This is a genomic window from Coleofasciculus sp. G2-EDA-02 (assembly GCF_040226375.1).
Classification (GTDB): Bacteria; Cyanobacteriota; Cyanobacteriia; order Cyanobacteriales; family Coleofasciculaceae; genus Coleofasciculus.
Genome location: NZ_JAVKEW010000128.1, coordinates 1 through 26,775, shown reverse-complemented (window position 1 = coordinate 26,775; position 26,775 = coordinate 1). Strand labels below are relative to the sequence as shown.

General features: G+C 44.2%; 28 protein-coding genes. 16 read left to right on the top strand and 12 right to left on the bottom strand.

The genetic code is table 11. The features are described 5' to 3' along the window. The first annotated feature begins 77 nt into the window (after positions 1–77). Both RLO19_RS14630 and RLO19_RS14625 read left to right on the top strand, forming a co-directional pair. Complete coding sequence (locus tag RLO19_RS14630) at positions 78–560, top strand: flavin reductase family protein (protein ID WP_446339030.1); 483 nt, start codon at positions 78–80, stop codon at positions 558–560. Positions 561–612: 52 nt separating this feature from the next. Further along, positions 613–966: a phenylpyruvate tautomerase MIF-related protein gene (locus RLO19_RS14625; RefSeq protein WP_446339031.1), complete on the top strand. Its 354-nt coding sequence runs from the start codon at positions 613–615 to the stop codon at positions 964–966. Positions 967–1,228: 262 nt separating this feature from the next. Here RLO19_RS14625 and RLO19_RS14620 read toward each other — a convergent pair whose 3' ends face one another. The 6 genes from RLO19_RS14620 to RLO19_RS14595 all read right to left on the bottom strand — a co-directional run bounded on the left by RLO19_RS14620 (position 1,229) and on the right by RLO19_RS14595 (position 5,889). Further along, complete coding sequence (locus RLO19_RS14620; RefSeq protein ID WP_446357471.1) at positions 1,229–1,573, bottom strand: DUF5615 family PIN-like protein; 345 nt, start codon at positions 1,571–1,573, stop codon at positions 1,229–1,231. Continuing rightward, positions 1,570–1,863: a DUF433 domain-containing protein gene (locus RLO19_RS14615; RefSeq protein ID WP_446338772.1), complete on the bottom strand. Its 294-nt coding sequence runs from the start codon at positions 1,861–1,863 to the stop codon at positions 1,570–1,572. Before RLO19_RS14615 ends, RLO19_RS14620 begins: the two co-directional genes overlap by 4 nt. Positions 1,864–2,163: 300 nt before the next feature. Beyond that, entirely contained in the window at positions 2,164–3,765 is a 1,602-nt protein-coding gene (locus tag RLO19_RS14610; protein ID WP_446357469.1) for a peptide ligase PGM1-related protein, read from the bottom strand. 81 nt (positions 3,766–3,846) lie between these two features. Beyond that, entirely contained in the window at positions 3,847–4,971 is a 1,125-nt protein-coding gene (cas6, locus tag RLO19_RS14605) for a CRISPR-associated endoribonuclease Cas6 (protein ID WP_446357468.1), read from the bottom strand. Positions 4,972–5,032: 61 nt separating this feature from the next. Beyond that, positions 5,033–5,482, bottom strand: a complete 450-nt coding sequence (locus RLO19_RS14600) for an Imm30 family immunity protein (protein WP_446357466.1) — start codon at positions 5,480–5,482, stop codon at positions 5,033–5,035. Then, on the bottom strand, positions 5,482–5,889 hold the full coding sequence (locus tag RLO19_RS14595) for a hypothetical protein (RefSeq protein ID WP_446357464.1): 408 nt from the start codon (positions 5,887–5,889) through the stop codon (positions 5,482–5,484). The genes RLO19_RS14600 and RLO19_RS14595 overlap by 1 nt, the downstream gene beginning before the upstream one ends. Positions 5,890–6,170: 281 nt before the next feature. On the opposite strand from RLO19_RS14595, the gene crn3 reads away from it, so the two are divergent. From crn3 to RLO19_RS14530, 13 genes are all read left to right on the top strand, one after another. Continuing rightward, complete coding sequence (crn3, locus tag RLO19_RS14590; RefSeq protein ID WP_446350775.1) at positions 6,171–6,509, top strand: CRISPR-associated ring nuclease Crn3/Csx3; 339 nt, start codon at positions 6,171–6,173, stop codon at positions 6,507–6,509. 253 nt (positions 6,510–6,762) lie between these two features. Next, complete coding sequence (gene cas10, locus RLO19_RS14585; RefSeq protein WP_446357462.1) at positions 6,763–9,069, top strand: type III-B CRISPR-associated protein Cas10/Cmr2; 2,307 nt, start codon at positions 6,763–6,765, stop codon at positions 9,067–9,069. Beyond that, positions 9,066–9,836 carry an RAMP superfamily CRISPR-associated protein gene (locus RLO19_RS14580; RefSeq protein ID WP_446357460.1) on the top strand — a complete coding sequence of 257 codons (771 nt, stop codon included), beginning with the start codon at positions 9,066–9,068 and terminating at the stop codon, positions 9,834–9,836. Before cas10 ends, RLO19_RS14580 begins: the two co-directional genes overlap by 4 nt. Continuing rightward, positions 9,811–11,100, top strand: a complete 1,290-nt coding sequence (csx10, locus tag RLO19_RS14575) for a type III-D CRISPR-associated RAMP protein Csx10 (protein WP_446357458.1) — start codon at positions 9,811–9,813, stop codon at positions 11,098–11,100. Before RLO19_RS14580 ends, csx10 begins: the two co-directional genes overlap by 26 nt. A 2-nt stretch (positions 11,101–11,102) precedes the next feature. Continuing rightward, on the top strand, positions 11,103–11,660 hold the full coding sequence (locus tag RLO19_RS14570) for a hypothetical protein (RefSeq protein WP_446357456.1): 558 nt from the start codon (positions 11,103–11,105) through the stop codon (positions 11,658–11,660). 15 nt (positions 11,661–11,675) lie between these two features. Next, a complete protein-coding gene (locus RLO19_RS14565) occupies positions 11,676–12,788 on the top strand; it encodes a putative CRISPR-associated protein (protein ID WP_446357454.1) in 1,113 nt (370 codons plus the stop codon). A 134-nt stretch (positions 12,789–12,922) separates the two neighbouring features. Then, a complete protein-coding gene (csx7, locus tag RLO19_RS14560) occupies positions 12,923–13,798 on the top strand; it encodes a type III CRISPR-associated RAMP protein Csx7 (protein WP_446357453.1) in 876 nt (291 codons plus the stop codon). Between the two features lie 221 nt (positions 13,799–14,019). Next, a complete protein-coding gene (locus tag RLO19_RS14555; protein ID WP_446357513.1) occupies positions 14,020–14,640 on the top strand; it encodes a hypothetical protein in 621 nt (206 codons plus the stop codon). Positions 14,641–14,670: 30 nt separating this feature from the next. Beyond that, on the top strand, positions 14,671–15,633 hold the full coding sequence (locus RLO19_RS14550) for an RAMP superfamily CRISPR-associated protein (protein ID WP_446357452.1): 963 nt from the start codon (positions 14,671–14,673) through the stop codon (positions 15,631–15,633). Positions 15,634–15,784: 151 nt separating this feature from the next. After that, positions 15,785–16,294, top strand: a complete 510-nt coding sequence (locus tag RLO19_RS14545) for a hypothetical protein (RefSeq protein ID WP_446357450.1) — start codon at positions 15,785–15,787, stop codon at positions 16,292–16,294. Beyond that, positions 16,291–17,316 (top strand): RAMP superfamily CRISPR-associated protein, encoded by a 1,026-nt coding sequence (locus RLO19_RS14540; RefSeq protein ID WP_446357448.1) that lies wholly within the window; start codon positions 16,291–16,293, stop codon positions 17,314–17,316. Before RLO19_RS14545 ends, RLO19_RS14540 begins: the two co-directional genes overlap by 4 nt. Positions 17,317–17,401: 85 nt before the next feature. Beyond that, the gene (locus RLO19_RS14535) at positions 17,402–17,998 is read left to right on the top strand and encodes a hypothetical protein (protein ID WP_446357446.1); all 597 of its coding nucleotides are present in this window, start codon (positions 17,402–17,404) and stop codon (positions 17,996–17,998) included. Positions 17,999–18,114: 116 nt separating this feature from the next. After that, complete coding sequence (locus RLO19_RS14530) at positions 18,115–18,267, top strand: hypothetical protein (RefSeq protein ID WP_446357444.1); 153 nt, start codon at positions 18,115–18,117, stop codon at positions 18,265–18,267. A gap of 451 nt (positions 18,268–18,718) precedes the next feature. Here the strand turns inward: RLO19_RS14530 and RLO19_RS14525 are convergent, their stop codons facing one another. The 4 genes from RLO19_RS14525 to RLO19_RS14510 form a co-directional block, all read right to left on the bottom strand. Then, on the bottom strand, positions 18,719–19,264 hold the full coding sequence (locus RLO19_RS14525; RefSeq protein WP_446357442.1) for a hypothetical protein: 546 nt from the start codon (positions 19,262–19,264) through the stop codon (positions 18,719–18,721). A gap of 39 nt (positions 19,265–19,303) precedes the next feature. Continuing rightward, positions 19,304–20,725 (bottom strand): AAA family ATPase, encoded by a 1,422-nt coding sequence (locus RLO19_RS14520; RefSeq protein ID WP_446357440.1) that lies wholly within the window; start codon positions 20,723–20,725, stop codon positions 19,304–19,306. Between the two features lie 140 nt (positions 20,726–20,865). Further along, positions 20,866–22,182 (bottom strand): aminopeptidase P N-terminal domain-containing protein, encoded by a 1,317-nt coding sequence (locus tag RLO19_RS14515; protein WP_446357511.1) that lies wholly within the window; start codon positions 22,180–22,182, stop codon positions 20,866–20,868. A gap of 256 nt (positions 22,183–22,438) precedes the next feature. Beyond that, on the bottom strand, positions 22,439–23,383 hold the full coding sequence (locus RLO19_RS14510) for an NAD(+) kinase (protein ID WP_446357438.1): 945 nt from the start codon (positions 23,381–23,383) through the stop codon (positions 22,439–22,441). A gap of 20 nt (positions 23,384–23,403) precedes the next feature. On the opposite strand from RLO19_RS14510, the gene RLO19_RS14505 reads away from it, so the two are divergent. After that, on the top strand, positions 23,404–23,535 hold the full coding sequence (locus tag RLO19_RS14505; RefSeq protein ID WP_446357436.1) for a hypothetical protein: 132 nt from the start codon (positions 23,404–23,406) through the stop codon (positions 23,533–23,535). Between the two features lie 70 nt (positions 23,536–23,605). On the opposite strand, the gene RLO19_RS14500 is transcribed toward RLO19_RS14505, so the two are convergent. Both RLO19_RS14500 and RLO19_RS14495 read right to left on the bottom strand, forming a co-directional pair. After that, on the bottom strand, positions 23,606–26,488 hold the full coding sequence (locus tag RLO19_RS14500; protein ID WP_446357435.1) for an nSTAND1 domain-containing NTPase: 2,883 nt from the start codon (positions 26,486–26,488) through the stop codon (positions 23,606–23,608). 59 nt (positions 26,489–26,547) lie between these two features. Beyond that, positions 26,548–26,775, bottom strand: a 228-nt coding sequence (locus tag RLO19_RS14495) for a hypothetical protein (RefSeq protein ID WP_446357433.1), incomplete at its 5' end; no start/stop codon positions are given.

Here is a 26,775-nt window from a genome sequence, read left to right as displayed (position 1 = left end):
ACTCTCCCCTGCACCCAAAATCCCTGACCTCTTGGTACACTGAATGCCAGATCTGTGCAATTTAGGGAGAGGATGCCTTGCTAGACGAACAAGCGAAAAAAACGATGCTGCGTAAGATTCCCCATGGTTTATATATCTGCGGCGTCAAAGAGGGTGATAACTTAAACGGTTTCACCGTAAGTTGGCTGATGCAGTCTTCCTTTGAACCGCCACTGGTGGTCAATTGTATTAAGAAAGAGACGGGATCTCACGAAATGCTGAAAAAAAGTGGGGTGTTCAGCATCAGCTTCCTAGACAGTGGACAAAAAAACATGGCGGCGAAATTCTTTAAACCCCAAAGCCGGGTTGGGAATAAGTTCGAGGATGTGGAATTTTATGAAGGAGAAGCCACCGGCTGTCCGATTATTTCTGACTCCCTCGGTTACATCGAATGTAAAGTAATCGATGCGGTGGAAAAGGGGGATCACAGTGTTTATGTGGGTGAAGTGATTGCCGCAGGTGTCCACCGGGAAGGAGAGCCGCTTTCACTCGAAAGCACCGGTTGGCAATATGGTGGCTAGAGACTGACCCCCTATCCCAAATGGTTTTGATGAAGTTGCAAGACTAAACATAATGCCTCTGATTAAAGTTCAATCATCTGTCACGAATCTAGAACCTACCCTAGTGGAAGGGTTGCTAAAAATCCTTTCCGCTAAGCTAGCCCAGCATGTAGGCAAGCCTGAATCTTATGTGATGACGGCATTTGAAGAGGGTGTATCCATGACCTTTGGCGGTACTGTTGAACCAACCTGCTACATAGAAGTCAAAAGTATTGGCACGATGAGTCCAGCCCAAACCCAGGCAATGAGTCAAGACTTTTGCCAGGTGATTAGTGAAAAGCTGGGTGTCCCGATTAAGCGAATTTATATTGAGTTCGCTGATGCCAAGGGTAGTATGTGGGGGTGGAACGGTACAACCTTTGGTTGAGGGGTTGGTTTTATCCTGATTGAGCCTTTGCTGTTTTTAGGGATAGCAGATAATATCCAAAAGCTAACCCGTGCTTGTTGGGGACAGGACATCAACCCAACCTACTCTCGTTGACATGAACCCAAAGTAAGCCCCCCTTAAAAAGGGGGGTTTGGGGGGATCTCTACCGTGCTGTATTGGCACGCAAAACTAACCCTAATCAAGGTCAGCATCCAATCCTATTGGCTATCCAGCTTCATCTGTGCAAAATTTCTGGTAATTGTTACACATACAAAAGCTGGTTAAAAACCTCATCGGCTGTCAGAGTATTCAGAATGATACCGACTCGTTTAGCAATCTCATAAGCATTATTTTGAGGTGTGACAATGATGCCTGAATGCTGTTGTCCGATTTCGATGTAGCTCAGGTGCAATCTTTCATAATCCACTCGATTGTGAGTCAATAGACATCGCTCTTGTGCCGCAGCATAAGCCAATTGTTGCTGATCAGAGCAACCCGCAATCCCAGCATCAAGAGTTGTTAGGACATCCAAACCTCTAGCTCTGAGAAGAGTGGCAACCAAATTAGCAATATCCTCATCTGTGTAGAGTGACGCAAAGATTTTCATTCCGCTTCTAAGGCTTTGCGAACTGCGGGATGAATCAGATCGTCTGGGATTCGATTTCGCTCAATATACTCATTGATTTCAGTCTGGTTATCTAAATAGAAGCTCAGGGCATCAAAGACTTGAGCCAGGGTAAGCTGGGGATACTGAGCCGGAATTTCTTCAGGAGGAGTACCCAATCGCCATAAGCCGACAATGACTCGCACCGATATGCGCGTCCCGATGATAATCGGTTCACCGCTTAAAATGTCTGGATTACGAGTGACATATCTGGAAACTGATGTAGTCGTCATTAATCAAACCCTAGGAGATAGCTCATTTTTATTACCATCCTAACTAGGGCTTGCTGCATAAGTTGTGGGTGAAGGGAGCAGGGGGAGCAGGGGGAGCAGGGGGAGCAGGGGGAGCAGGGGGAGCAATGATACATTTTCCCTGATAGCGGTGCAAGGGTATGAAAGGGTTTTACCCTATTTCCTTGAAGATGATCCAATGTCTATGCTATTCAAAGCCTTGATAGATAAGGGTTTTGCCGTTGTGCAGCAAGCCCTAACTACGGGAAAGCCGCATCTGTATGCAATCAAGCGGATTCGATATCACTTAGAGAACCAGGAAATCGGCTCACAGGGATAAGAAAACTGGTCATTCTCAGTCCCGGTGGTTTCGTGATCCAATACTTGCATCACCTGGTTATAAAATGCCTCCGCTTCTGGAGGGGAGTCGCCAATACAGGTTAATCCCAGTTTGCCGAACTCTGAAAGGGCGCCCATCAAATGAAACACATTGCCAGTACGGGTACTGCTATCAAAATGTAGACGATAATGGGTGATAATATCCATGAGATCATTGGGCATTAACCCTCGGTAATGATCCCGTTGTAAATTATCAGTAGCGATGTAATATTTCTGGCGACCTTGCTGGCTGTAAAATAAACCCGTTGAGGCGTCGTAATGACCATTGGTTAAATACCTCAGAGACATAAACGGATGGGTGGTTCCCCCTTTGCGTAAGTTAATTTCTATCGCCTGTAAATCCCAGGCATTTTCCCCCTTCTCCGGCTGGTGAACGGCGACAAAATCCACGCCATAACGCTCGATTGCACCTTTTTGTGCCAGAACTTGTCCCACCTTAATTCCCATCTGTTGCAGGGGTAAGCGGTAGGCTGCATCAGCGGGAAATCGACAGCCCAGATAAATCTGACCATCTGGACCGCCTAAAATTTGATCATGGGTGGATAGTATCTTTACCTCACCACGCGGGGTAATATACCCTTGCACACTGGGCGATCGCTTTTTCTCTCCTTCGATAAATATTTCGACAATCGCGCCTAACTCTGGGATGCGACTGGAAAATTGAGTCCAGGTTTCATTCTGTGCCTGAAAGCCTAAATGTTCTAAGTCTTCGTGGATAGCTGCAACCCGTTGATCATGAGACGCTTTTGCTGGTGCCGCGTTGGGGATTTTTCTCAAATCCAGGATGGCATTCCCTTCCCCAGAAAAGCCTTCATTGAGTTTAATCACCATCCGCTTTAAGTCGGGATGACGTTCCCACAATACAGCCGCCGCTTCCACCAACTCGTCCACTGTCCACATTGTTTCACAGCCATCGGGATGGGAGACACCACTGAGTTTAAAAATTTCCCGACTCCCACTTTTGGTTCCCCAGTAGAGTAAATCGGGGTCAGGTGCGAGAAGGGGTAGACCGAGTTTTACTGATAATTCTCGCTCAAGCTGGGTGGAATTGTAACAAACCATATAGGATTTGTGCGGACGCAGCGCCTGACGAATTCGCGCCATTAGCCGGGGACGTTCTAATATTTTTTGGCTCAGGGGTTTGAGTGAGGCATCATAGGTTGAGAGGAGCATCAAACGCTCACGAGCGTGAGAAAAGGGAATTCCGGGTAAAAGTTGCAAATAATAATCAATCACAATCGGCGATAGCGGTACCGCCGTTACGTAAATCAGGCGGGTGCGGGGATTGCGTAAGCGAATCAGGGAAAATAACAGCCGTTCCTCATAGTGCAGAAAACCCGGAATCTTGGCTAGTTCTCGCTGATCAACGGAGACAGAGGGCACTACCAATATGTCGCGATCATCTTGGTCAAATAGATCAATACTAGACCAGCGATCGCGCAACTGGCTCTGAAGCCGCCGAAACCGTTCTGCTTGTGTGGAGGAGGATGAATTCAATTCATGCATTGCCCCTGAACCGCCTCAATGTTATACATAGCAATAGTAGCGGTTACAGGGAACAACTGTAATACTGTTAATTAAGTAGAGTTATCTGTCAGGGTTCAAGATGGCACGGCGGGCTAACTTGGCGTAAGTTTTGACGGTTTGATAACGCATCTCTAGATCATCTGCGATCGCGTTTAAGGATTCCCCCATTTCTCGTCGTGCTAAGATGGTTGCCCAGGTTTCGGCGATGTCTTGCGCCCGATTTCCCCCCTGGCGCTGGCGTTGGGCGAGAAATTGTTGGGTTAATTCGCTGATGCGTTCGGCTAAGAGGGTTTCTATTGAGGGGAGGGCGGGGGTTTCGGGGGATAACCAGCCTAGGCGGGTTTGTCCTAAGCCAAAGGGGGTTTTGTGTCCGGTGCCGCAGTAGGGGGCAAATTGGGTTAAGGTATGGAATAATTGGCTAAATTCTGGGTGTTGGGTGGCACCTGAGTCGAGTCCTAACGCGATCGCACCTGTGAATCCGGTGACGACTCCTTTCTTTCCGGCTGCGACTTTCATCGATTCTAAACGGTGACGCTGAATCACCACATTTTCGTCTACCCAGTCTAAAAATGCGGTTTGATCAAAGGGTTGAAGAGAAAAATCATTCCAGCGCCGCAAATAGCTGTGGAATAGATTCCTGGGAACCGGTAAAGGGAAATGGTGCCCCTTGCGGCGAAAGCTGGTGGGGGTTAGGAAGCTGAGGCTTAGAGATTGGGATGGCGTGGGGGTTGGGGTGAATAAGTTATGATAAGTGGTTGGTGCTAAAGCAATGTGCCAACGGCTAATCTTGAGGACAGCACCGCGTAACTTAATCATATCTGGCAGGTGATGAACCCATTCGGCGAGCCATTGGGTTAGGGGTGGGTAAAGGGCGGTGATGTACCAACGGTAGGTTGTATCGGGTTTGAGTTTGAGGGTTTTTCCAGAGGTGAGGAAGTCTCCGTCTAAGCGGGAGAGGGTGAAAGGTTTCTCGGATTGACCATCATGGAGATAGGCGGAGAGTTCGGGGTTAGTTTGGCGAACTTGATCTAAGAACCAGGCGTGGAGTCCGACGGTGTATTGAGTATAGAGGGAGTCTGGGGCGTTGGGAGTTAATTCTAAGACAAGTCCGACTAATTCTGTATCCGGTGTCCAGGGATGGCGGGATGGAGGGGGTTGGGTTTGGCTGCGTTTGCGGGGTGCCATGATGGGGTGAATGCCGGATTTTTAAGGGGTTGCTCCTATATCTAGGGTAGACTGAGTTGTCTCAAACCTGTTTCATTAACTCCCCTGGCGAATTCAGATCGGTTAAATGACGAGTAGCGCTGTCTTCAAGCAATTGACGGATAAAATTTGGGTGTTGTGAGTTAACCGAATGTAACAACTCTCGATACAACTGACAAGCCGAATCATCATTCAAAATCCGAGTATGGATGATTCTCGCCCAATCTTGAGCCAACCCGATTAATTGAGGCGCCACAGTAATAAATGCTTGAAGCTGTTGCTGTAAATCAAAGGATTCTAGAAAATGAAGCAGGCTAAACATGACCTCTGGCTGTTCACAGCGATCATCGAAAATGAGATGTAAGGTGGGTAAATCCTCGGTTTGAGGATGCTTTGCTAGTTCAGCTAACGCCGTTTCAAAGGCGATCACCTCTTGGCGCGATCGCATCAATTTATTAGCCTCTAAGACACGAATCCAATTGGTTTGTGACATCAGCTATTTTCTCCCTGCTCAAAAATACCCTGCCAAGCTAACTTATTGAACTGGATAATATCCTGTAAGCTGCGTCTAATTTCTGGCGTATAAAGTCCCTGACGCCAATAAATTGATCGCGCATCTCTAATCTCTCTAGCCAGAGCCTGCCTAGGCGAAAGACTTAAATCAGGAGATTGTCCATAAGAGATAGTTTGACGATGACGACCTCCTTGACCGGGCAAAGGATGTTCCATCATCATAGCAATGCCCATTCCTCTAGTGTAGCCAGGAACCTTTGCTGCCATAAAAGCATTAGAAGGAATGTGGTGAGGTGTTAGATTATCCCCTCTACGTCCAGTTTTAAGTAAGTCAGCATAGCGTCCAACCGCACCTTCTCCTGGTAGTAATCCCTCTCTATTTGACAAGGTTACACCCCTATTCTCCCCGTAATCCCCGAAAATAAAAAGGTTATCATCTTTTTACCGAATCCGTGCGATCGCCTTCCTCTATTCCTCCGCTTATCCAGCATACCGGGTAAATTTTTCAAGTTGTAGGGTGGGCATTGCCCACCTTACTGATACCAGAGTTTTCATCCCCTCCTCCCCGACGCCAACCCCCTTGTCTCTATAGTCCCTTACTTGTGCTGGAAAAGGGTCTTTCCCAGGGGGTGCTACATTAGCCTCGTACTCACAGAACAGCAAAAACCATGAACGCGATTCAACTTCAACTGCTTCCCCATCAAACCCAAACTGGTTTACCCTATCAACACCTGCATTTCCAGATTGCCACAGAAGACGGCATTATTTCCCCCCCAGATATTAAAGGACTAAAACTACCAGAAGGAATACCCTTCAACCAAGGTATCGTCATCGAAGGAAAAGGTCCGATTTGGCTGTACAGTTACCTGGTTCACGAATGTCATCCCGCCGCCTGGGTGGGATGTTATGACCCCCGTTTAGGCGTTGTCGTCGTGGCGACTCACACTCACGATGTCTCCGTGGGTGAAGTATTTCCCGTGGAATTACCCGCCGCACTTTCTCGGTAATCCAACATCCAGCTAGGGGGATAATCCGGTTCCAGTTGATATAGCTTTCGGCAATGATTAGCGAAGACAATTCTTATCCTTGTCCCCCTTTTTGTCAGTAACAATAGTTACTAAATCACCCGACTGAGGAACCCTAAACCTAGATGCTGTTTGGATTGGGAGTCACAGAGAAAGGAAGGAGCGCACAAGCTAGATATTCCCCTATCTATTCTCTCTAGTATTTGGATACAATAACTTAAAAGCACGCTCAATTATGACCCATTCTCTACACCCTCTAACTATTGGAATCGCCTGGTGTCTCGCTTGGGGCGAGGGACGGAAACATGATAATCTAAGTATCTTGCAGCAAATGCGAGAGGCGTTGTATCAAGGAAAAGAGGTTCCAGAGGAAGTGCGATCGCAGGTTGAAGCTGTCCAGCAACTGCAAGGAATTTCCAAAGACTATTTTCCAGATAAAATCACTGATCTTAAGGATAATTATCCCAATTTGTGGGAGCAAACTACCCGAATCGGTTTAGTCTACGGCGGTGCAACAAAGATTAAAGGCTATGTATTTGAATCCGCTAAACTTCCAGAAATTCGGGGCGCGTCAGCCTTGCTTGACCGAATTAATTTAATCGATTTACCCGCTTTTTTCAAGTGTGAACAGTTACCAGAGGATTTTCCGGAATGTTACCGAGCGAGAAAATATTGCCAAAAGGTTAGGCGAGAATTACAACACCAAGATCAAAAACTGCAACAGTTATGGGAAGCACTTGTTCCTGAGTTAGTTATTTACTCAACAGGGGGTAACATTTTAGCCTTTTGCCCTACAGCGTTTGTCCCGGATTTGGTCAATTTAATTGAAAAACGCTATACAGAAGAAACCTTGACCGCTAATTCTTGTGCTGTAGGAGAAAGTTTCAGATTGCTGGAACTGCGATTTGGATTACTTGACAATCCGATTGAACAAACCAAATGGTTAGACTGGTATTTACAGGATAAGAAACGGCAAACAAATCCGATCACAAGCGCCTACTTTGGTCAACTTAAAAACGGTCAAATCTGGAAATACTTATTTGAAAATCGCAAGAACTTTAACGAAATAACTGGGAAACTGGCGGCTTTATTTCAGAAGCGACGCAACGGTAATAACTTACCAGATGTCCAACGTCCCAGCCGTCGCTATCCGCCTATGTTTGAAACCCATCCTTATTTACTCCGGGATGATAATACTGGCGCTTTAGCTGCGGTACAAGCCAATACGATTCCGAGTCAACCTTGGTTATCTGAACCTTTAGCCCGGAAGCGGATTGTGGGATTATTAGCAAAGCGTGCCGTTAAGCCAGACAAGTTACCCAAATGGTACACCGAACACTTTACCTGGAAACCGGAATCTATTGAAGACTGGGTAACGAAGTTCAATGATGAATTCTTAGAAATAAATCACCACTATAGAGAAAAGTACTACCGAAATAAATCGTCTATAACAGTTGAAGCAGCCCAAACCTTGACAGAAATTGGGGATGCTAGTGATGGCTTTGTGGGTTACATTTATGCTGATGGCAATAATATGGGAGGGTACATCCAAAAATCAATTCAAAGTCCTGAGCAATATAGAAAATTTAGTGCAGATATTTTTGAGGCAACGAAAAAATCCGTTTATATTGCATTAGCCAAACACCTAGAACCTCATCAATTGCAAAACTTAGACCCGGATGATGAATCAACCCATAAAAATGGGGAGTGGATTCACCCTTTTGAGATTTTGCTGCTGGGTGGAGATGATGTGTTAATCGTTGTCCCTGCTAACAAAGCCCTGAAAATAGCTCAAACCATTGGCGATGAGTTTGAATCTATACTTTTAGAAATGAGTTACAAGTCATTGCCGAGTCAACAGGAAGCCCATCGATATAAAGGTAAAGTCCCACCCCAAAGCCATTGTGAACTGAGTACGTCTATCGGTGTTTTAATTACGGCTTATAATACCCCCATCTACTATGCCAAAAGATTCTATGAGCAATTACTCAAATCAGCAAAGAAGAAGGCAAAGGACTTAAAAAAATATTATAACTATCACGGCGGTACAGTTGACTTTCTCACCCTGAAATCGGTAACCATGATTTCCTCAGATATTGCAAAGTTTCGCCAAGAGGGTTTAACTATGCAGGAACAAGAAAAAAGTAAACCAACCCTGAAACTCTATGGCGCACCTTATACCTTACACGAACTCGGCGGATTGATTGAAACCGGGGAGAAATTAAAGCAGTCAGAATTTCCGCGATCGCAACTTTATCAAATCCGCCGTTTACTCGAACAAGGCAAACAGACAGCTATGCTAAATTATCGCTATTTCCGCGTTCGATTGAAACCAGAAAACCAAAAACTATTGGCGGATTATTTTGAAAAAGCCTGGTGTAATGCCAAGACTAATAATGGTAATTTAGCACCGTGGATGTCGTTACCGGAAAAGGATGGTACGACTACCTATGAAACTATATGGCAGGAATTGGTCGAACTTTATCCTTTTATTGTCGAAACCACTGAACAACCGAACCAGACGGAGGCGCGATTACCATGATTTATCTACAAGAATTATTATCCAATCCAGTCGAAAGAATGTCCCTAACGGCTGTCATTCATACCGCTTTATGTGTGGGTGCAGGAGGTTCTTCCGGTTCTCTTGCCGATAAGCCAATTGTGCGTACTGCGGACAACAAACTCCTAATTCCTGCATCTCAACTTAAAGGGCGTTTGCGCCATGAATGTGAGAAATTAGCACGGGGGTTAGGCTGGGCAATTTGTCAAGCACCCAATCCTCAAACTATGTGTCCCCAACGTGCAGATTTTCCCGCAGAGGAGGTGAGGCGTTTTCAACGAGACGAGGATTATCGAGTATCTGAGGATTATCGAGTATCTGGAGATCACCGATATCATTGCCTAATTTGTCAGATTTTTGGCAATCCCGCCTTACCGTCACGAGTCATTTTTGATGACTTAATTTGCCAAGAAGAACCAGACAATCTCCCGCCAGAAGTTCTCCGCCCTGGTGTGACTATTAATCGTCGTCGTCATACTGCTGAAGAGAAAAAACTCTACTTCCTAGAAACCTCACCCGCTAATATTCAGCTTAAGTTTACTGGAGACATTCATCTTCAGCCCAATTTTCCTTTCTATGCCAAAGCCTTAATTTTAGCTGGGTTACACCATATTAATGCTTTGGGCGGTTCTAAATCCACAGGATTGGGATGGTTGAAGTGGGAACTTCCCCCAATTCAGGTGGATGAGTCAGTGTGGAATTATTTAGCCAAAGGAGGAGTAAATGAAGCGCATTCAACTGGAAATTAAGGTGTTATCTCCTTTAGCAATTGGACGAAAAAAACCAGGGGGTTCAGTCAGTGAAGCAGCAGACTATATTCCGGGTTCAGTAATTCGGGGAGCGATGGCTGCTGTAATGTTACAACAATCCGGTCGGCAGAATGCTGATTTGAGTGAAGTGGGTGGTGATTTCCAAGCCCTATTTCTGAGTGAGAATGCTGCCATTTTTCACAATGGTTATCCAGCATCAGCCAAGGTAAAAAATGAAGGGGATGGAGAGTTGCCAATTGTCGCCGATGAGGTTCAGGTTCTACCTGCCACGGCGGTTAGTTCTAAAACCAAGCCCGGTTTTAAGCGGGAACGGAATGGAAAATGTGAAGGAAATGGTGTTTTTGACACCTTGATTGACCGATTTTGTGCTGAAGGTTACGATAGTCTTTATGACCCAAGTTGCCCAACCGAGAAAGGGGAGCGAGTAGAACCCTATAGTGGCTTTTATTCACATAGTCAATATGGGTATTTAAAGCATTCAGTCACTAAACGACTACTCACTCGCGTCGGGATTAATCGATGCAGGGCTACATCGGAATCAGAGATACTTTATAGCCTTGAGGTTTTGAATGAATCATTTCCCGTAGAATCTAAACATAAATCTAAGGACTGGTTACCTGTTATCTATCGTAGTTCAATTTTGGTAAACGATGACAATCTTGCTCAATTAATGACTGATTTCATCAACGCTCATACATTTCGTTTCGGTGGTGCGGCTTCGCGGGGATTAGGGAAGGTTAAAATAGAAGCGAATCGGGTTGAACCGAATACAGATGTTGCTTCACGGATCAAGAAGTTTAACGCTGCACTCCAGCAGCGTTGGCGTGAGTGGGGAAATCTTTTTGGCAATCGTCCGCTAGAGAATCGGGTTTATTTTACATTAGATTTGCAATCGGATGCTATTTTAACTGAGAACTGGCAACGCACTATGGTAATTTCTTCAGATATGCTGCGACAGTTTTCTCAGTTAACGGATTACCCAGTTGAACTACATGTTGCTTATAGTAGCTATGACTATATTTCTGGCTGGAATTCAGCTTGGGGGTTAATGAAGGATGTGGAGTTAATCACGAATAAAGGTGCGGTTTATTTATTTAGTACAATCAAAGATAAGGAGAAAGATTGGATTGAGGCGTTAGAAAGGTTAGAGTTGAAAGGAGTAGGCGATCGCACCTACGAAGGGTTTGGTCAAGTACAAGTTTGTAATAAATTTCATCTAGTATTTCGGGAGGATGCGAAATAGTTATGATAGCTAGTACTGGATTAGATTTAGGAACCAGGTTAATCTTGAGACTGGATAAAGAAATAGAATTTCAACTAAATACAATAATCCCACGTATGCAAGATATAGCTCAGGAATTTGAAATAGAGAAGGCAGATAAAAAGTCGCCTTTCAGAAATATTTTATCTTTTTCTACTGAAACATTCTCGTTAGAAGCAATTAAAACACAAATTCGCTATCAAATAGGGCGAAGCGAATCAAGCCGAGTTTGGAAAATTCAAAAACCCAGAGGTATTTTTGCTTCAGTAGTAGTCAATCAACTAGAAGAACTAATTAAGGATGCAAAGGATATTTTAAGCCGAGTTAAAAATAGCCTTAGAGAGGAAGATGCACTGAAAGAATATTTAGGGGCTAGAGAGACTCTGCTCGAACAGGATATTCATTTAAAGTTAACTCGACTTTACCTGGGATATCTTGCACGAGAACATACTGCCAGAGTTGGTGAGATAAAATTTTCAAATGCTCAGGAGTTGGAACAAAAAAGCTTAAAAATCAAACCAAATAAAAATCTAAAAAAATAGTTGGAGTTAACAGTCATGCGAAATACACTCATTTGCACAGTAGGCACCAGTCTTTTGAATAATCTAAAGTTTTCACAAGAAGAATCAATCAAACAAGCCCTTGAAGGAAAGAACTGGAATAAGTTATCACGATTCCTGCTACAGCGAAAAAATAATGAACGTATATGTGGAGCAGAAATTAACTCAATCACAAGCATTTGTGATAAAGAATTTCTCAACCAAAGAATACGTTTAATTTTCCTTGTCTCTGATACAGCAGATGGTCAAGTAATTGGAGAGATTCTGAAACTGTATTACAATAACGATAGTAATCCATTGCAGTTTGAGAAGGTCGAAGTCCGAGTTCTCGAAGGACTCAGAGATGATGATGTCAAGGCATTTAAGCAACAAGGTCTTAAAAACCTAGTCCGTGAAATTAGCACAGAAGTCAGGAAGTTTTCACCAGAAGTTATAGCGATTAATGCTACTGGGGGTTATAAAGCACAAATTTCTTTTGCTGGTATGATTGGGCAAGCTTTGGAAATCCCAGTTTACTACTTGTTTGAAAAATTTTCCGAGGTAATTGAGCTACCCCCACAACCTGTTGCCCTTGACCTAGTTTTTTGGTTGAATAACTATCCATTTTTTGAACAGCTTGAATCTGGACAAACAATTGCAAAATCAGAATTTGGAGAAAGGCTAGAAGGTGGTTATATAGAATCAATTATTGATGAAGAGTGGATAGATAGTACCTCCTATATTTCTCTTTCAGCAATGGGAGTTCTATTTCACGAGCGTTCTCGTTTACAATTTGCTAAACAAGAAAGTACACTGCTCTCGCTAATTCCTATGGATGATACTGAACCTGAGAAGAAATCTATTAGCATCAGAGATGATCATGGGAAAGATGTTCTTCAAGTATTTGCTCAAAAAATTTGTCGTTCACCTTATGTGAAAAAAATTGTCAATTCTTTGCCTTGGAATCCAGGACGTACTAACCCAATACGGCAAACTCAACCTAATGGTATTGTTGAATTTGTTTTAACTTGGACAGATCAAGGATTAGGTTTATGTATTGAAACAACTGGGCGTAATCTTGTTGAAACAAACACTATTGCTCTACATCTAGCAAAAGAATTTACAAAATAGTAGACGAATAATTATTTATTTTATGTCTTTTACTCAATCCACTCACCAATCTTATAATATTTTAGTGAATGTTAGTAACTTAATGGTTTATGGTGGGTGATGCGGGTGTTTATGGCGCTCTTGGAGGTATTATTATGTTTGATCGTTTTAAAAATCGTTTGGAGATTAGCGGAACCTTAACTACAGTAACTGCACTACGAATTAGTGCAGGGCGTTCCACGGAACCGATTGGTTCGGATTTACCGGTGATTAAAGATGCGTTGGGTAAACCGTTGATACCGGGAGCTAGTTTTAAGGGGGCGTTGCGATCGCGCTTAGAAAGCTTCCTCCGTGGTATCCTGGGCGGGGAGCGGACTTTGGTGGCTAATCCGGCGGTGAAGGAGGAGTGGGCGATTACGGCTCAGGAAATGAAGCAACTCAAAGAGCAATATCCCACGGATACGGCGCTGACTGAGGCTATTTTAAACCAGACTGACTTAATTTCTCACCTATTTGGTTCGCCTTGGCTGGCGAGTAAGTTCCAAGTTCGAGACTTGATGGTAATGTCAAATTATTGGTTTGGTCAATATCAAGAACGGGATGGGGTGGCGATTGATAGGGATACAGAAACCGCTGCTGATGGAAAACTTTATGATTTCCAAGTGGTTCCAGCAGGGACTCCGTTTGAGTTTAAGGCGGTGGTGGAAAATGCTGAGGATTGGGAGTTGGGGTTGTTAATGATTGGGTTACATCAGTTTGAGACGGAACAAATTCCACTGGGGGGAGGGCGTTCACGGGGTTTGGGTGTGGTTAAATTAGAGGTTGATAAAATGCACTGGTTTGACGCCAGAGATAAAAATGACCCGGATAAGATTGATGCTGATAAGTTGCTGGATTATCTCAAAAAAATGGTTGATAATTATGGTTCAGCTTATGAAGATGGCAAAACCTATAAAGATCAGTGGGTACAATCATTGATTGGTCATCTGGAAAATCGGGAAAATCAAAACGCTGAGGTGAATGCGATGTAAATGATTTATCAGTCATCTTACCATTGAATCGGGCGCAAGGTTTTCACCCTCATCCCCTAACCTCTTCTCTATCCCCCCTAGCCCCCCTTTGAAAGGGGGGAATAAAGGGGGGATAAAGGGGGGTAAAAGAAGGGGAATCATCAACCCAACCTACAAAGGTGACATGCTCCTAGGATTATGGCGCTAAAGCGCAACTACGAACGAAATGTTGTGAGGTGATGATGTCATTTAATAAGTACACCAGTATTGCGGATGTTATCCAAGAGTTTCAGATTACTTATACAGAAGTGAATTTTATTGTTGAATCTCCTTTTGATATTCCGGACTATTTACGGGAAGATCTCCAGATGGTGATGCGGGAAGGGGTGGTGAATAATTCAGAGTTTGCTATTTGTGAGAATCTCATTTATCCGGTGCTTAAACAAGTCTGGAAATGTTATTCGAGTAAGTTTATTTTATGGAGTCATGAATCGCTTAATTACGATGAGACGCTTTCTGGATTTCCGGAATATATTTTAGCCAAACGCTCCCCACTGGGAAAAGTTGTTTTTGACCAACCCTATTTCTTACTGGTTGAGGCAAAACAAGATAAATTTAAAGAAGGGTGGGGTCAGTGTGCAGCCGAAATGGTGGCGGCTCAACACCTGAATCAACATCCTCAGATTACTGTCTTTGGGATTGTTTCTAATGGTGAACTCTGGCAGTTTGGTAAACTAGAAGGCAATGTATTTACTAAAAATATTACGTTTTACATTATTCAAGAACTCGATTCCCTATTTGCAGCCGTTAACTCTATTTTTCAACACTGTGAAGCCCAACTCGATACCTTAGTCGCGGCTTAAACTACCGATATTCCCAGACAAAGTTAGATTATGCACAAACGATTGGTTAATCAATGCACGATTGATTTTAGTTTAATCCCCTGTGGACCGATTCTGATTAAATCAGGGCGGGAAGGTGCTGATCCCACTAAGCCGGATATGGAATTTGTGGAAACCTATCATGGGGGAGGGCGTTCGGTTTATTTACCCGGAAGTTCCCTAAAAGGGGCAATCCGCGCCCATGCTGAACGAATTGTGAGAACGGTGGGACGCGATAATCGGAATTCTGATAATCCGAATATGCTTTGGGCAAATGATCCGTTAAATGATACATATCACTATCTGAAAAATAAGTCAGCTTCTGATATCTATAAATTATCCTCTTTTACCGATCAAATGTTTGGCAATAAGTCAATTGCTAGTCGGGTGAGAATTGAGGATGCTTATCCGGTTGAGTCTCAACCTGTGAAACTGGAAGAACGCAACGGCGTGGCGATTGACCGCGTGTTTGGTTCGGTGGCGGTGGGACCGTTTAATTATCAAGTTTGTACGGCTGGGGAGTTTCGCACTAAAGTCCATTTGAAAAACTTCTCGTTAGCACAATTAGGATTAATTGGCTTGGTGTTGCGGGATTTAGATGAGGGATGGTTTGGTTTGGGGTTTGCTAAGTCTCGCGGTTTGGGAATTGTCGAGGTAAAATTAAACGAGGCGGTTGTCCAATATCCGGGTTGTGTTGTTAAAAATCAACGGATTCGTCGTTTAGGAGGTGGCGGTGAATGGCAAGATAATCAACTTTTGGGGGCTGGTATGTTTTTGGAGGAAGAGGAACGGAATCGTTATGGTTTTCCGGCTAATGATATGCAAGATACTCCTGTGCGGGCGGAATCAATGGCGCTGGGGTTTGGAGTACAGTTAAAATGGCAAGGAAAGGAACAAGTTGAGGATTTATTTATGCGGGCGGTTCGGGCTTGGTGTGAGAGAGTGGAAGCCGACTTTTCAGGGTATGTGGCGTAACGTGAGTGTGAATTGTGTAGGGGCTCACTTTCACCACTATCTTTTCGGTTGCAACCAGATGTAACTAAACCCGCCCAGACGCTTCTTGCATCGCGTCTCTACAATAGTTTTTAGACTTCCCGTGAAGAGTCACAGTAGAAGGAGTTGCAGCATGAATCCTTTTGTTGGTGTTTGTCAAGATTTGCTCACCGAAACCCAGTTAAGAGAATTATTGCAACAGCAAGCAATTTCGCCGAGTTATTATTTTCTGCGTTGGAGTCATCAAGTGAGTGGAATTGTGGAACAATTACCCGATAATTTTCCCTCTCCCGAAGGACAGATGTTTAATTGCGATCGCGAGTTACGTTGGAAGCGCCAAAATAACCGTTATAGCGTACTTGTATTATCGAATACGGGTGAAGTTCCGGGCTTTACATCAATTGTAAAAGACACAGAAAATCAGGAAAACTCTGAGAATAAATCCTATTGGAAAACCGAACAACGCCCTGCTTATGGGTATCCTCCAAATGAAACCCGATTCCCGCGATCGCGAATTTACCCTGAAAGTCTGGATGTGAGAAATAGTTCCTCTAATCAGCCCAAACTAGCCCAGCGTTATTTTATCGCTAAACCTACCGCAACGGTGCATTTTGTTGCCTTAACTGTGGATATGCCAAAATGAGTTATAATAAACCCCATCCCCGCCCTCAACAATCCCAAATAATTGCCCCGAAACCCTATCACCTCATCCCTTTACCCAAAGAAAAGCCGCAATTACAACATCCTAAAGGGCAAGATCAATATTATCGCGATCGCGTCCATGGAAGGTTACATTTAAAATTAACCGTTCAGACAGGATTACATGTTTCTACGGGAGTTATCGCCCTGGGAACGGATGTGGGACAAAAGTCGATTTCCTTGATTAAAACCATGATTCAGGGAAGGGAGGGACAGTTAATGATTCCCGGTAGTTCTCTCAAAGGTGTGGTACGTTCCACCTATGAAGCGATTACCCGTAGCTGCTTGTGTAAAACGAAGGCAAAACCGAATCAAATTCCCGAAGGCTATCAGGAATGTCGCAACAAAACCCAACTCTGTCCCGCTTGTCGGGTATTTGGGGCGCTTAATTGGCAAGGGTTAATTCAGTTTAATGATGCTGAATGCGAATCAACCGAATTTCGTCCCGGATTTATGCCGTCTCTTTATCGTCCTCATCCTGATGAATACCCAGGTTATTTTAACCAGGGAAAGGTCGCTGGGCGCAAGTTTTATTATCACACAATTCGGGCTGTAGATAAAGGGCAACAGCAGGGAATATCAGTACAACAAGCGGCGAAAACTTTTGTATTTAGCACATCGTTACCCTATCGAAACTTAACCCAAGGGGAACTGGGAACCCTACTTATTGTACTCGGACAAGATAAACCGAATGCGATCGCACTTAAAGTGGGTGGCGGTAAACCGATTGGAATGGGGACAATGACGGTTGAGGTAAGGAGTTTAGAACCTGTCGATAATCCACGCGATCGCTACTTATCCTACCAAAACCAATCCCAACCCCTCACCGGAAAACCATTGCAACAGTTGATACAACAGGCGATTCAGGCGGCGCATCGAGAATTAGTGCAATCTCAGTTATTGCAGGAATTAGTCACGGTGTTGGGATATCCTACTGATAGAGAACCGCCGGAAGGAATGTATTAGCACCATTGTAGAGACGTTGCATGCAACGTCTCTACATTGCATGCAACATCTCTAATAACCTGGAAGAACCAAGGATAAAATCTCTATGGTAATAACAGAAGACTTAACCGAAAATGAGTGGAAAATTGCCCGCGCGATCGCGCAAACCCTGGTTCAAGCAGATACAGACGCCAATGAACTAGGAAAAGCGATCGCCTATCTTCGCAATTACGCCCACCAAGACGGAACAAAATTGTTTGATTATCTCAAAACCTTGGTCAGAAATGGCAGACAAATTGGACATAGTAAGCGAACGTCTGACTATTACCAAGCGATTGAAAATACCTGTAACCAATACCTAAGAGCCTATCAAGATCATCCCTCGGTGGTGTTACATATTTTAGGCTGGTCTTATCGGCTAATGCGCTATTACCAAAACGCTGAACCCGTTGGCGAGTCAGCGCGTCAAGCCGAAATTGCTGAGGTGGTTAGCACTCATGACTTTCGGGTGGGTCAAATCCTAGACGCGACGGTTACAGCTATTAAGGGGAATAAGGTAACATATACGATTCTGGAAACGATTAAATTAACGGAAAAAGAGCCAAAAAAGGCGAAATCACTCTTTGAAGGGCAAACGGTTAAGGTTGAGGTTGTGGCTCTCAAGGAGGATGGAAGTCTCAAAAAGGTTAAATGCGTCGGTTGAAATAATCCGGTTGATAATCAGTGAAATTGGTCTAATTTTAAGATAGACGGTAAGCTCAGGGTTAAAGGCGTGAATTGATCAATGTCGAGATCGGCTCAAAATGCACACCAACCACAATGAAAACCAAGTCTTTTAGGGAATTGCGACAACGGATGACACCTGAACGGCGGGCAAAAAACGAAACGAGCGCCCAATTCGCTTTACTTTGTCTAACCGTTGTCGAACTACAAAAGTCCTTGGGGATGAGTAATGGTTATTCAAGGGATTAAAATTGTAGGGGTGCACCGACGTGCATTAGTGTCAACTTAAGGTTAAACCGTTACTCAATAAGAGATCCCCCCTAGCCCCCCTTTTTGATCCCCCTCCCGTCCCCCTTAAAAAGGGGGAAGCCAGAAGTTGCTTCGCTTTTTGTTGCACGGGGGGAATAATAAACGAATCAAAGTTCCCCTTTTGAAGGGGGATTTAGGGGGATCTAAACTGTGAAGTACTGCTAAAATACATAACGAAAGTCAATCGGGGAAAGACTTTAAGCTTAAGTTGACACCAATGACCGACGTGCGTCCAGAAAACGTGAGCGAGTAACCGCAATGGGATTTACGAAAATCCTCGATAGAATCCTCATCCAGCCGATGTTTCAGATGGTGGAGTTTCCACCAACTAAATCCCCGCAAGGGGACTGAAACCTTGATAACCAGGGTTGTCTTCAACTACGAACCTATCTTATTTCAGATTCGTTTTGTTCCGTTTACCTTTCCGTTTACCTTTAGATTGGCGGACAATCCCTCGCAAAAACTGACCAAAATCTGTAGTCCTACCAATATCAAAATTTTGATCGCCAAAATGCTTACTTAATTCTTCTTGATATCTACGATGTTCTTGGGGGATCGAACCTTTTAATTTAATAAATGCTTTGGCGGTTAAATTGGAAAAAGACGTTGATTTCTTTAAAGATTGCCTTAAAAATTTATCGGTATTACAAACTTGCTTAACGGCTCTCCCTAAATCGCTCCCTTTCAATTCCACAAAACAAATCACCCTTTGATTGTCTTTAGCATACAATACAATCAAGTCACAAATATTTTGATTGTCTTTATCAATCCCTAATAGCTGACGAAACTTACAATTCGGATTAGATTGGTTGTCTATCGAGAAAAATAAAACAGTTTCGCCACTTTCAGGTTGCAAGCTGATCTCAACGCCACTTTCCTTATAATGCGTTTGACCGGGAAGAAAACACTCAGTTAAGAGCAAGGTATTAAAAGGCATTATTTATCGAGCTACTGAAATTGGAATTGATAGACATTCTCAAAAAATATGGGCAATGTCATCAGACACATTAGCAAAAGTCTGCCAATTAATTCGCCCTGCTTCATCCAAAATATTTTTAGCGGTTCCCTCTTCAAATAAATAGACAGAAACTTTCTCTTGAGGAATAAATGCCTCTGTCCGCTCTAAGTAAAATTTATCCTTGATACTCTCTTTATCTTCATGCTTTGCAGCTTGCATGAGATTGACCAAATGATCGACAATGTAAGGACTATGAGTTGTAATTAATACATTCAGGTTAGCCTCTACCAACATCGCTAAAAATTCAATCATTTCGACTTGCGCTGCTGGATGTAAATTCATTTCCGGTTCATCGATAATCAACCAGTGATCAGGTTCAACCCAATAGCGCAAGCAAAGGACTAACGGTGTCAATTCTTTGACCATCGAAGAAACCACTGGCATTTGCAATTTCACAGAGTCTGAAGCCTGAAAGAGCAGTTCTTTCCCTAAGCCGGAATCTTCAAAATCTACATTTCCTTGTATGATATCCCTTTCTAATAATTTAGCAAGTTCAATATAAGTAGAAATCTCTGGATTTTCTTTAATTTCTTTCTCTCTATCAGTCCAATCTCTGAAATAAGACCAAAAAATCATTTGGATAAAACTTTTTAATGATTCACCTCCCATTATCGGTGAACTTTTTTTCTGGATTTTCGTCTGCTCAAGTTCTTCACTGGCTTCTTCTCGGCTCTTTTTTAATTCATTGAATTCAGAGTGCGAAAAAGGAACCGCTACAAACGTTGTTCTTTCAGTTGGAAATAAATAAATGCCTGCTGAGTATAAAGCGCTATGGACTTCCACAAGAATTATTGTAATTACAAACTCTTTAATAACTCGTTCAGGAATTTTTTGTAAAATATTACCTTTAGATTCAGATAGAGTATAAAAATATAAGATAGAGTCATCCTCTTCTTTTAAAGCGTTGAGGAGGGCAGCTCCGCTTTGAGGATTGGGAGCAATATATTTTTCAATAAAGGTGTGTTGCAGTTTATGCAAAACCTCATGTTTGGTTGCAGCTAGACTAATTTTTATTTGTAAGTCCTGGAAATTGACTCGTTCCGTCGCCATAAATTCTGGCATCCAATTGGGTGCTAAACGAGCAACATCATTGATATAGAGTTCAGCATAGTCACGGGCAAACTGAACTATATCAACCTGAGCATTCCCTTCTGCCAAAATTTGGGCGATCGCGTTATCGATTGGCGGATAAGCTTGGGTTGTTTCTCCTTTAATATAGGCTTTTAAATACTGCGACAATCCATAGCCTCCTAAGATAGATGCTAATGTATAGGATGTCCAAGTTTTACCCGTATTATTTTCACCAATAAACACAGTCAGTGGCTTTAATTCAATCTCGGCTTTTTGAATCACGCCTAAGTTAACCAGTTCTATTTTCATGACAGGTTTGATTTGACTAAATTATCCTCGATTGTCGGAAAGGGCGGAGACGTTCCACCGGAACGTCTCTACTTCATCGTATCTACGATGTCGTTAACCCGCCCCTACACCTTCGGATTTGGGGGAAAATGATTACCTTTCTAACTTTCCATCTCATCCACCAACTTGGGCACTCCAGCCGTTAACACCTCATTCCCCGACTCGGTAACCAAAACATCATCCTCAATCCTGACGCCAATCCCGCGCCAACGTTCAGGAATCTCAGGTTGACCTTCTACCGGTTTAATATCTAAGCCAATATACAATCCCGGTTCCACCGTCACCACTTGACCCGGTTCAAAGGTTTGCCAGGTTTCTTCCCCATTCTTATATACCCCAGAATCATGAACATCTAACCCTAACCAATGTCCAGTACGATGCATATAGAAGGGTTTATATTTCTCCTCCTTAATAATTTCCTCGATATCTCCCGCCAGTAAACCCAAATCCATTAATCCTTCCACCAACACCCGCACGGCGGTATCGTGAAATAGATTATAAGGCTTTCCCGGTTGCACCTGTGCGATCGCGTCTTGCTGCGCCTTCAATACCAACTCATAAATAATCCGCTGTTCTTCGCTAAATTTACCCCCAATCGGAAACGTGCGGGTAATATCGGCATTGTAATACTGATATGCACAGCCCGCATCAATCAACAGCAAATCCCCAGCTTCCATCTGGCGGGTATTTTCCACGTAATGCAGAATACAGCTATTCACCCCCGACGCCACAATCGACGGATAGGCTGGACCCAACGCCCCCCGTTGACGAAAAATATGTTCGATTTCCGCCTGAATTTGGTACTCATAACATCCCGGTTGGGCAAATTTTCGGGCATAATTATGAGCATCTACAGAAATCGCCACAGCTTGACGCATCATCTCCAACTCAGTGGGACTCTTCACCAAGCGCATCTTCTGGAGAAGCGGATTAGTGGACTCAATCGCCATCGGACCCGTTCCCCGCTTGGGATAGGTCCGCATCAAGGTTTGCCAATGATTGAGAACGGTTTGATTAAACTCGCGATCGCGCCCTAACTGATAATAAATCCGATCTGCCTTCTCTAAATACTGAGGTAACTTCTCATCCAGTTCCGTAATCGGATACGCCTCATCTGCGCCATAGCGTTCTTTCGCCCCCTCAACCCCCGTCCGATACCCTGTCCAAACTTCCTTTTCTGGATCTTTGGGTTGGACAAACAGAACAAAGCGGTGTTCAGCATGGTGCGGCGCTAACACCGCCACAGCTTCCGCTTCATTAAACCCCGTCAGATAAAAGAAATCACTATCCTGACGAAAATTATATTCCACATCATTATGCATCACCGCAACCGGGGCGCTGCGGAAGATAGCCGTCCCCTTACCAATCTGACTCATCAACTGTTCGCGGCGTTGGCGATACTCGGTTTGTGAAATCATCATTACGCTTTGCTAGCTTTTGGGTAGACAATTAACCCCAGAACTGATATTTATGGTTAGAGTTTTATTATCCTTACTCTAGTCAATTCCGGCAATGCACCAGAGAACCGCAGGAATTTGACGACCATTTTAGGGGCATTCTAGTTATGAAAGGGTTTTACCCTATTTCCTTGAATTCGATCGGGGCGGGTTTAGTCACATCTGCGTTAGGTGAGAAACGATAGGAGTAAAACCCGCCCCTACACATTCAAATCAATTAATGTCGGTGATTATTACTATAATGAAATCTCGCCCCAGCCCACTGTAGTTTTTCCCGTAAGGTTTTGTAGTAGGAATTATTTTCGCGTAGAATGATAAACTTGGCATAGCAATCTGCCTTACGCACATCCACCCGTTGTCCGGGCCAAATCGGTGTTGCCATTACCCCATCCATCCACAGCTTGGTGTTGAGTTCATAATCGCCGAGGGGCCAAATGCTGACAATAGAACCCGCAGGTAGGACTAAGGGACGACTGGATAGACTTAAGGGGCAAATTGGCGTTACCGCGATCGCTTCCATGCCATCATGGAGAATCGGACCGTTGGCGGATAAGGTATAACAAGTCGAACCGGTTGGTGTGGCGACAATCAATCCATCCCCTTGATACTGATCAACCACTTCTCCGTCAATTTCCATTTCTAGAATCGAGGTAATCATGCGATCGGCTGAGGCGGGTTTGACGCACATTTCATTCAGCGCTAAGTAGCGATCGCTCACGGGTTCAAGATTGGTACCTGTGGCAAAGCTATCCTGGCGGGAATCCCCTTCAAACAGAAGGGCTTCGATCATCATGCGTCGCTGCACAGCATAGCGATCTTCGATAATCCGATCCCATATCTGTTCGCTCTCCTTGAACGCCTCAAAGGGTTCTGTCAGAAATCCCAGATGTCCGCCAATATTGATCGCCAAAATCGGGATACCTGCGGGGGCTAGGTGTCGTGCGGCGGCTAAGGCGGCGCCATCCCCTCCCAGCACCACCGCCAGATCGATGTTCTGCATCACGGATGCCAAAAACACAGGATAGGGATTATCCTTGGCGCTACTCGGTCCAATTAGGACATGACAACCGCGTTTTTCTAATTGCCGAGCGCATTTTTCCGCCCAAGCTTGACCTTGGGAGTCTCTGGCTTTGTGGACGATAATCACTTGTTTTAGCTGCACGGTTACCTCATTACTGACGTTTGAGAGATCTCCTCGATGAGAAAGCGATCGCACGGGTGGTTAATCCGTCTCAATTATCCATCCTTATTGTCCGGTTGTCAGAACCGGGGAATCAAATGTACGGGCGGAGTTTAGAGCGGTTTGTTGCATAACTATAGAGCGCAAATGCGAGAGCCCCTACTGATTACCAGACGCCCTATACAAACCACGTCTCACAAATGTTTAATGGCGCGTTCTTGACATTTTAGCTTGACAAATATCACGAGATAGAGTAATAGCCGTAATTTCTGGCTGGGAACGTTCAAAAACGGGATGATTTTTTAGGCGATCGCACGCCACTTGCAACCCCGTTTGCCAATCCTGGGGTTCTAGCAATATCCTCACATCCCACAAGCGTACCGTTTTATCCTCACTACCACTGGCAAGTCTTTCACCATCTGGACTAAACCTCAGCGATCGCACAGCACCTTGATGTCCCCGTAACGGTTCACCCCGTAACTGACCCTGAGCATTCCATAAGCGAATTGTACCATTGCCACTACCACTGGCGATGGTTTCCCCATCTGGACTAAACGCCACCGCAAAAACCACTCCCTGATGTCCTCGCCAAGGTTCACCCATTAACTCACCTTGACGATTCCATAAGCGTACTGTCCCATCTCGTCCCCCACTGACAATCCTCTCACCATTGGGACTAAACCCTAGGTCAAACACCACACCCTCATGTCCCCGGAACGGTTTACCCAAGGGTTGACCCTGACGATTCCACAAGCGGATTGTCCCATCCCCACTACCACTGGCGATGGTTTCTCCATCGGGACTAAACGCCACCGTAAAAACGACTCCCTGATGTCCCAGAAACGGTTGACCGATGGGATTACCTTGGCGATTCCACACCTGAACTGTACCATCTTTGCCACCACTAACTAGGAATTGACCGTCTGGACTCCAAGCTATTGAGGTGATCCAATCCTGTCCTAAAAATGCTTGACCCTGGGGTTGACCTTGAATCGTCCACAAGCGAATTGTACCATCCTGGCTACTACTAGCAATCACCTGTCCTTGAGGAGTAAAAGCCACCCCTGTCACCTCATCTTTATGTCCGGGTAAGGATTGACGAATTAAATGGTTTTGTCGCGTCCACAGATGAACTAAACCATCCTCGGTTCCACTGACTATGATTTGATTATCGGGATGAAAATCCACAGCCTTAACCGCTGATTCATGGTCTAAGCGATCGCGTTCTCTGGCTACTTCAATGGCTTGCCAAAGACTTGACGCAATTCGTTTATCTACTTGCTGCAATTTAGCATAACTTTGAGCCGTTGTTTCAATTGCCAGTAACAACCCCTTAATCGGTTCCACCGGGAGCAAGTTTTGCACGGTAGCCGCATTTTTATATAACTGTTCCCGTTCAGCGATTTGTGCTGTTTTATACCATCGGCTCATCGCCATCCCCGTGGTTAGACTCAATAGCGCGATCGCGATGACTAATCCTCCCCTAGCAAAACCCCGTCGCCTTCCTTTGTGCTGGATACTCTGCTGAATCAGGTCTTGTCCTAAAGGGGATAAATTAAGATAATCTCGATAATACTCTGCCTCAGTTATGGTTAATTCCGATAAGATTCGGTAGGGTTTTCCTTGAGTTTGCCACTCAATCGCTGCGGCTTCAATTTGTTCCTGCAGTCTCATCCTGTGGCGTTTTTCTTCGACCCATTGCTGGAGTTTTGACCAATGCTGAATTAGGGCTTCGTGGGCAATTGTTACGACGGTTTGATTCCATTTCCCGGAGTGAGTGACGATTAAACCCCCATCGATTAATTGTTGCATCACTGATGTAACTGCTTTTGTTGAATGGCGATCGCCACTATCTTTGACCGCATTTGTTGATGAAGAGGTTTCTACTAATTGGTTTCCAGATTTTTCTTGGAAACTCAGAATTAACTCAGATGGGTCTACTTGTCGCGCCGTAACTTGACTGTTTTCACTCAACTGGATTAACGCTAAAAAAATGTCTTTGGCAATTTTTTGTTCCTGCGTCGAAAACGATTGATAAACGCGGTTGGCGTGTTTTTCGATTGCCCCTTGCAGCCTACCCCACCGATAATATTCTGCTACCATTAACCGATTCACTGGACGCCGTTGCCACAGTTGAGTTAACATAAACTGGAGTAACGGTAAACTGGCAGTATCCTCTAAATCCCAGAGGAGTTGAGTGACTAAATCTGACTCAATATCCACACCCACTTGCTGGGCTGGTTTAATAATAGCGGTTTCTAATCCTTCCTTGGTCATTGGGGTTACAGTTACCATAAGCGCCTGAATTTTTTGCACCAGTTGGGGATAATTCGCACAATGGCTTAAAAAATCTGTTCGCATCCCTATAACCAGACAAAGTTGATTCTCGGTGCTTTCTAATCCACCCAACAAACAATCAAAAAACTGTTGTCTTTCTGTTTCATCCCGACAGCAGGTAAATACCTCCTCAAATTGATCCACCACCAACAATAACCGCCGTTCTCCAGCCACTGTACGCAGCACAATCCCTAATCCTACTCCCCCCATTTGGATCAGTTTCATGGTTTGTGTAAACTGATAGTCACGTTCGGGGTTATGGGGATTGACAAATGATCGGGCTAAATTCTCAAGGGGATGTTCACCGGGTTGAAAAATCAAGGTCAGCCATTCCTGAGTCCCTGATAACCGTTGTCCCCGTTTAAGCTGATGCAAAAGTCCGGCGCGAATCAGCGAAGATTTCCCACTCCCACAGGTTCCAATTACCGCCAGGAAATTGTTTATGCGTATATGTTCGAGGAGTTCATCTGTTAACGTCTCTCGTCCATAAAAATACTGGGTATCTTCGTTTTTGTAATCAAAATAGGCTAAACCTTTATAGGGACAAAACCGTTCAGGTGCGCTGGGGGGTAAAGCGGGTAAAGATTCTAGATCGGTTTTACGATTACGGATTAACAGAATCGGTTTCCCGGCGTTAGCAAAAATCAGGGGAGGGGATAATTGATTAATTAAGTCGGTTAGGGTATAGTTCGTCACCCAGCTAGGGGGATGGTTTTTGGAATCGAGTCCTAATAATAGAATGGACGCCAACTGACTGTAATGATTCGATTCAGTCTGATTTTTTAATTTATCCTTTTCTCCCCATCTGCCTATCTCCCCATCCCTTTGTGACTGACAGGTGGCGATAAAACAACGACTGTATCCCTGACCCCGATATCCCGGATCAGCTTGGGTGAGTTGACACTCCCCGCCCTATAAGTGCGGGGATTCTTAGTTCCGCGACACACCTTACAATTATCTATCCTTGCGGCAATACTTAAACCAAACACCCGTAGAAAACTACCAAGTATTGAGCCTAATTTAGATAACTCCAGAGG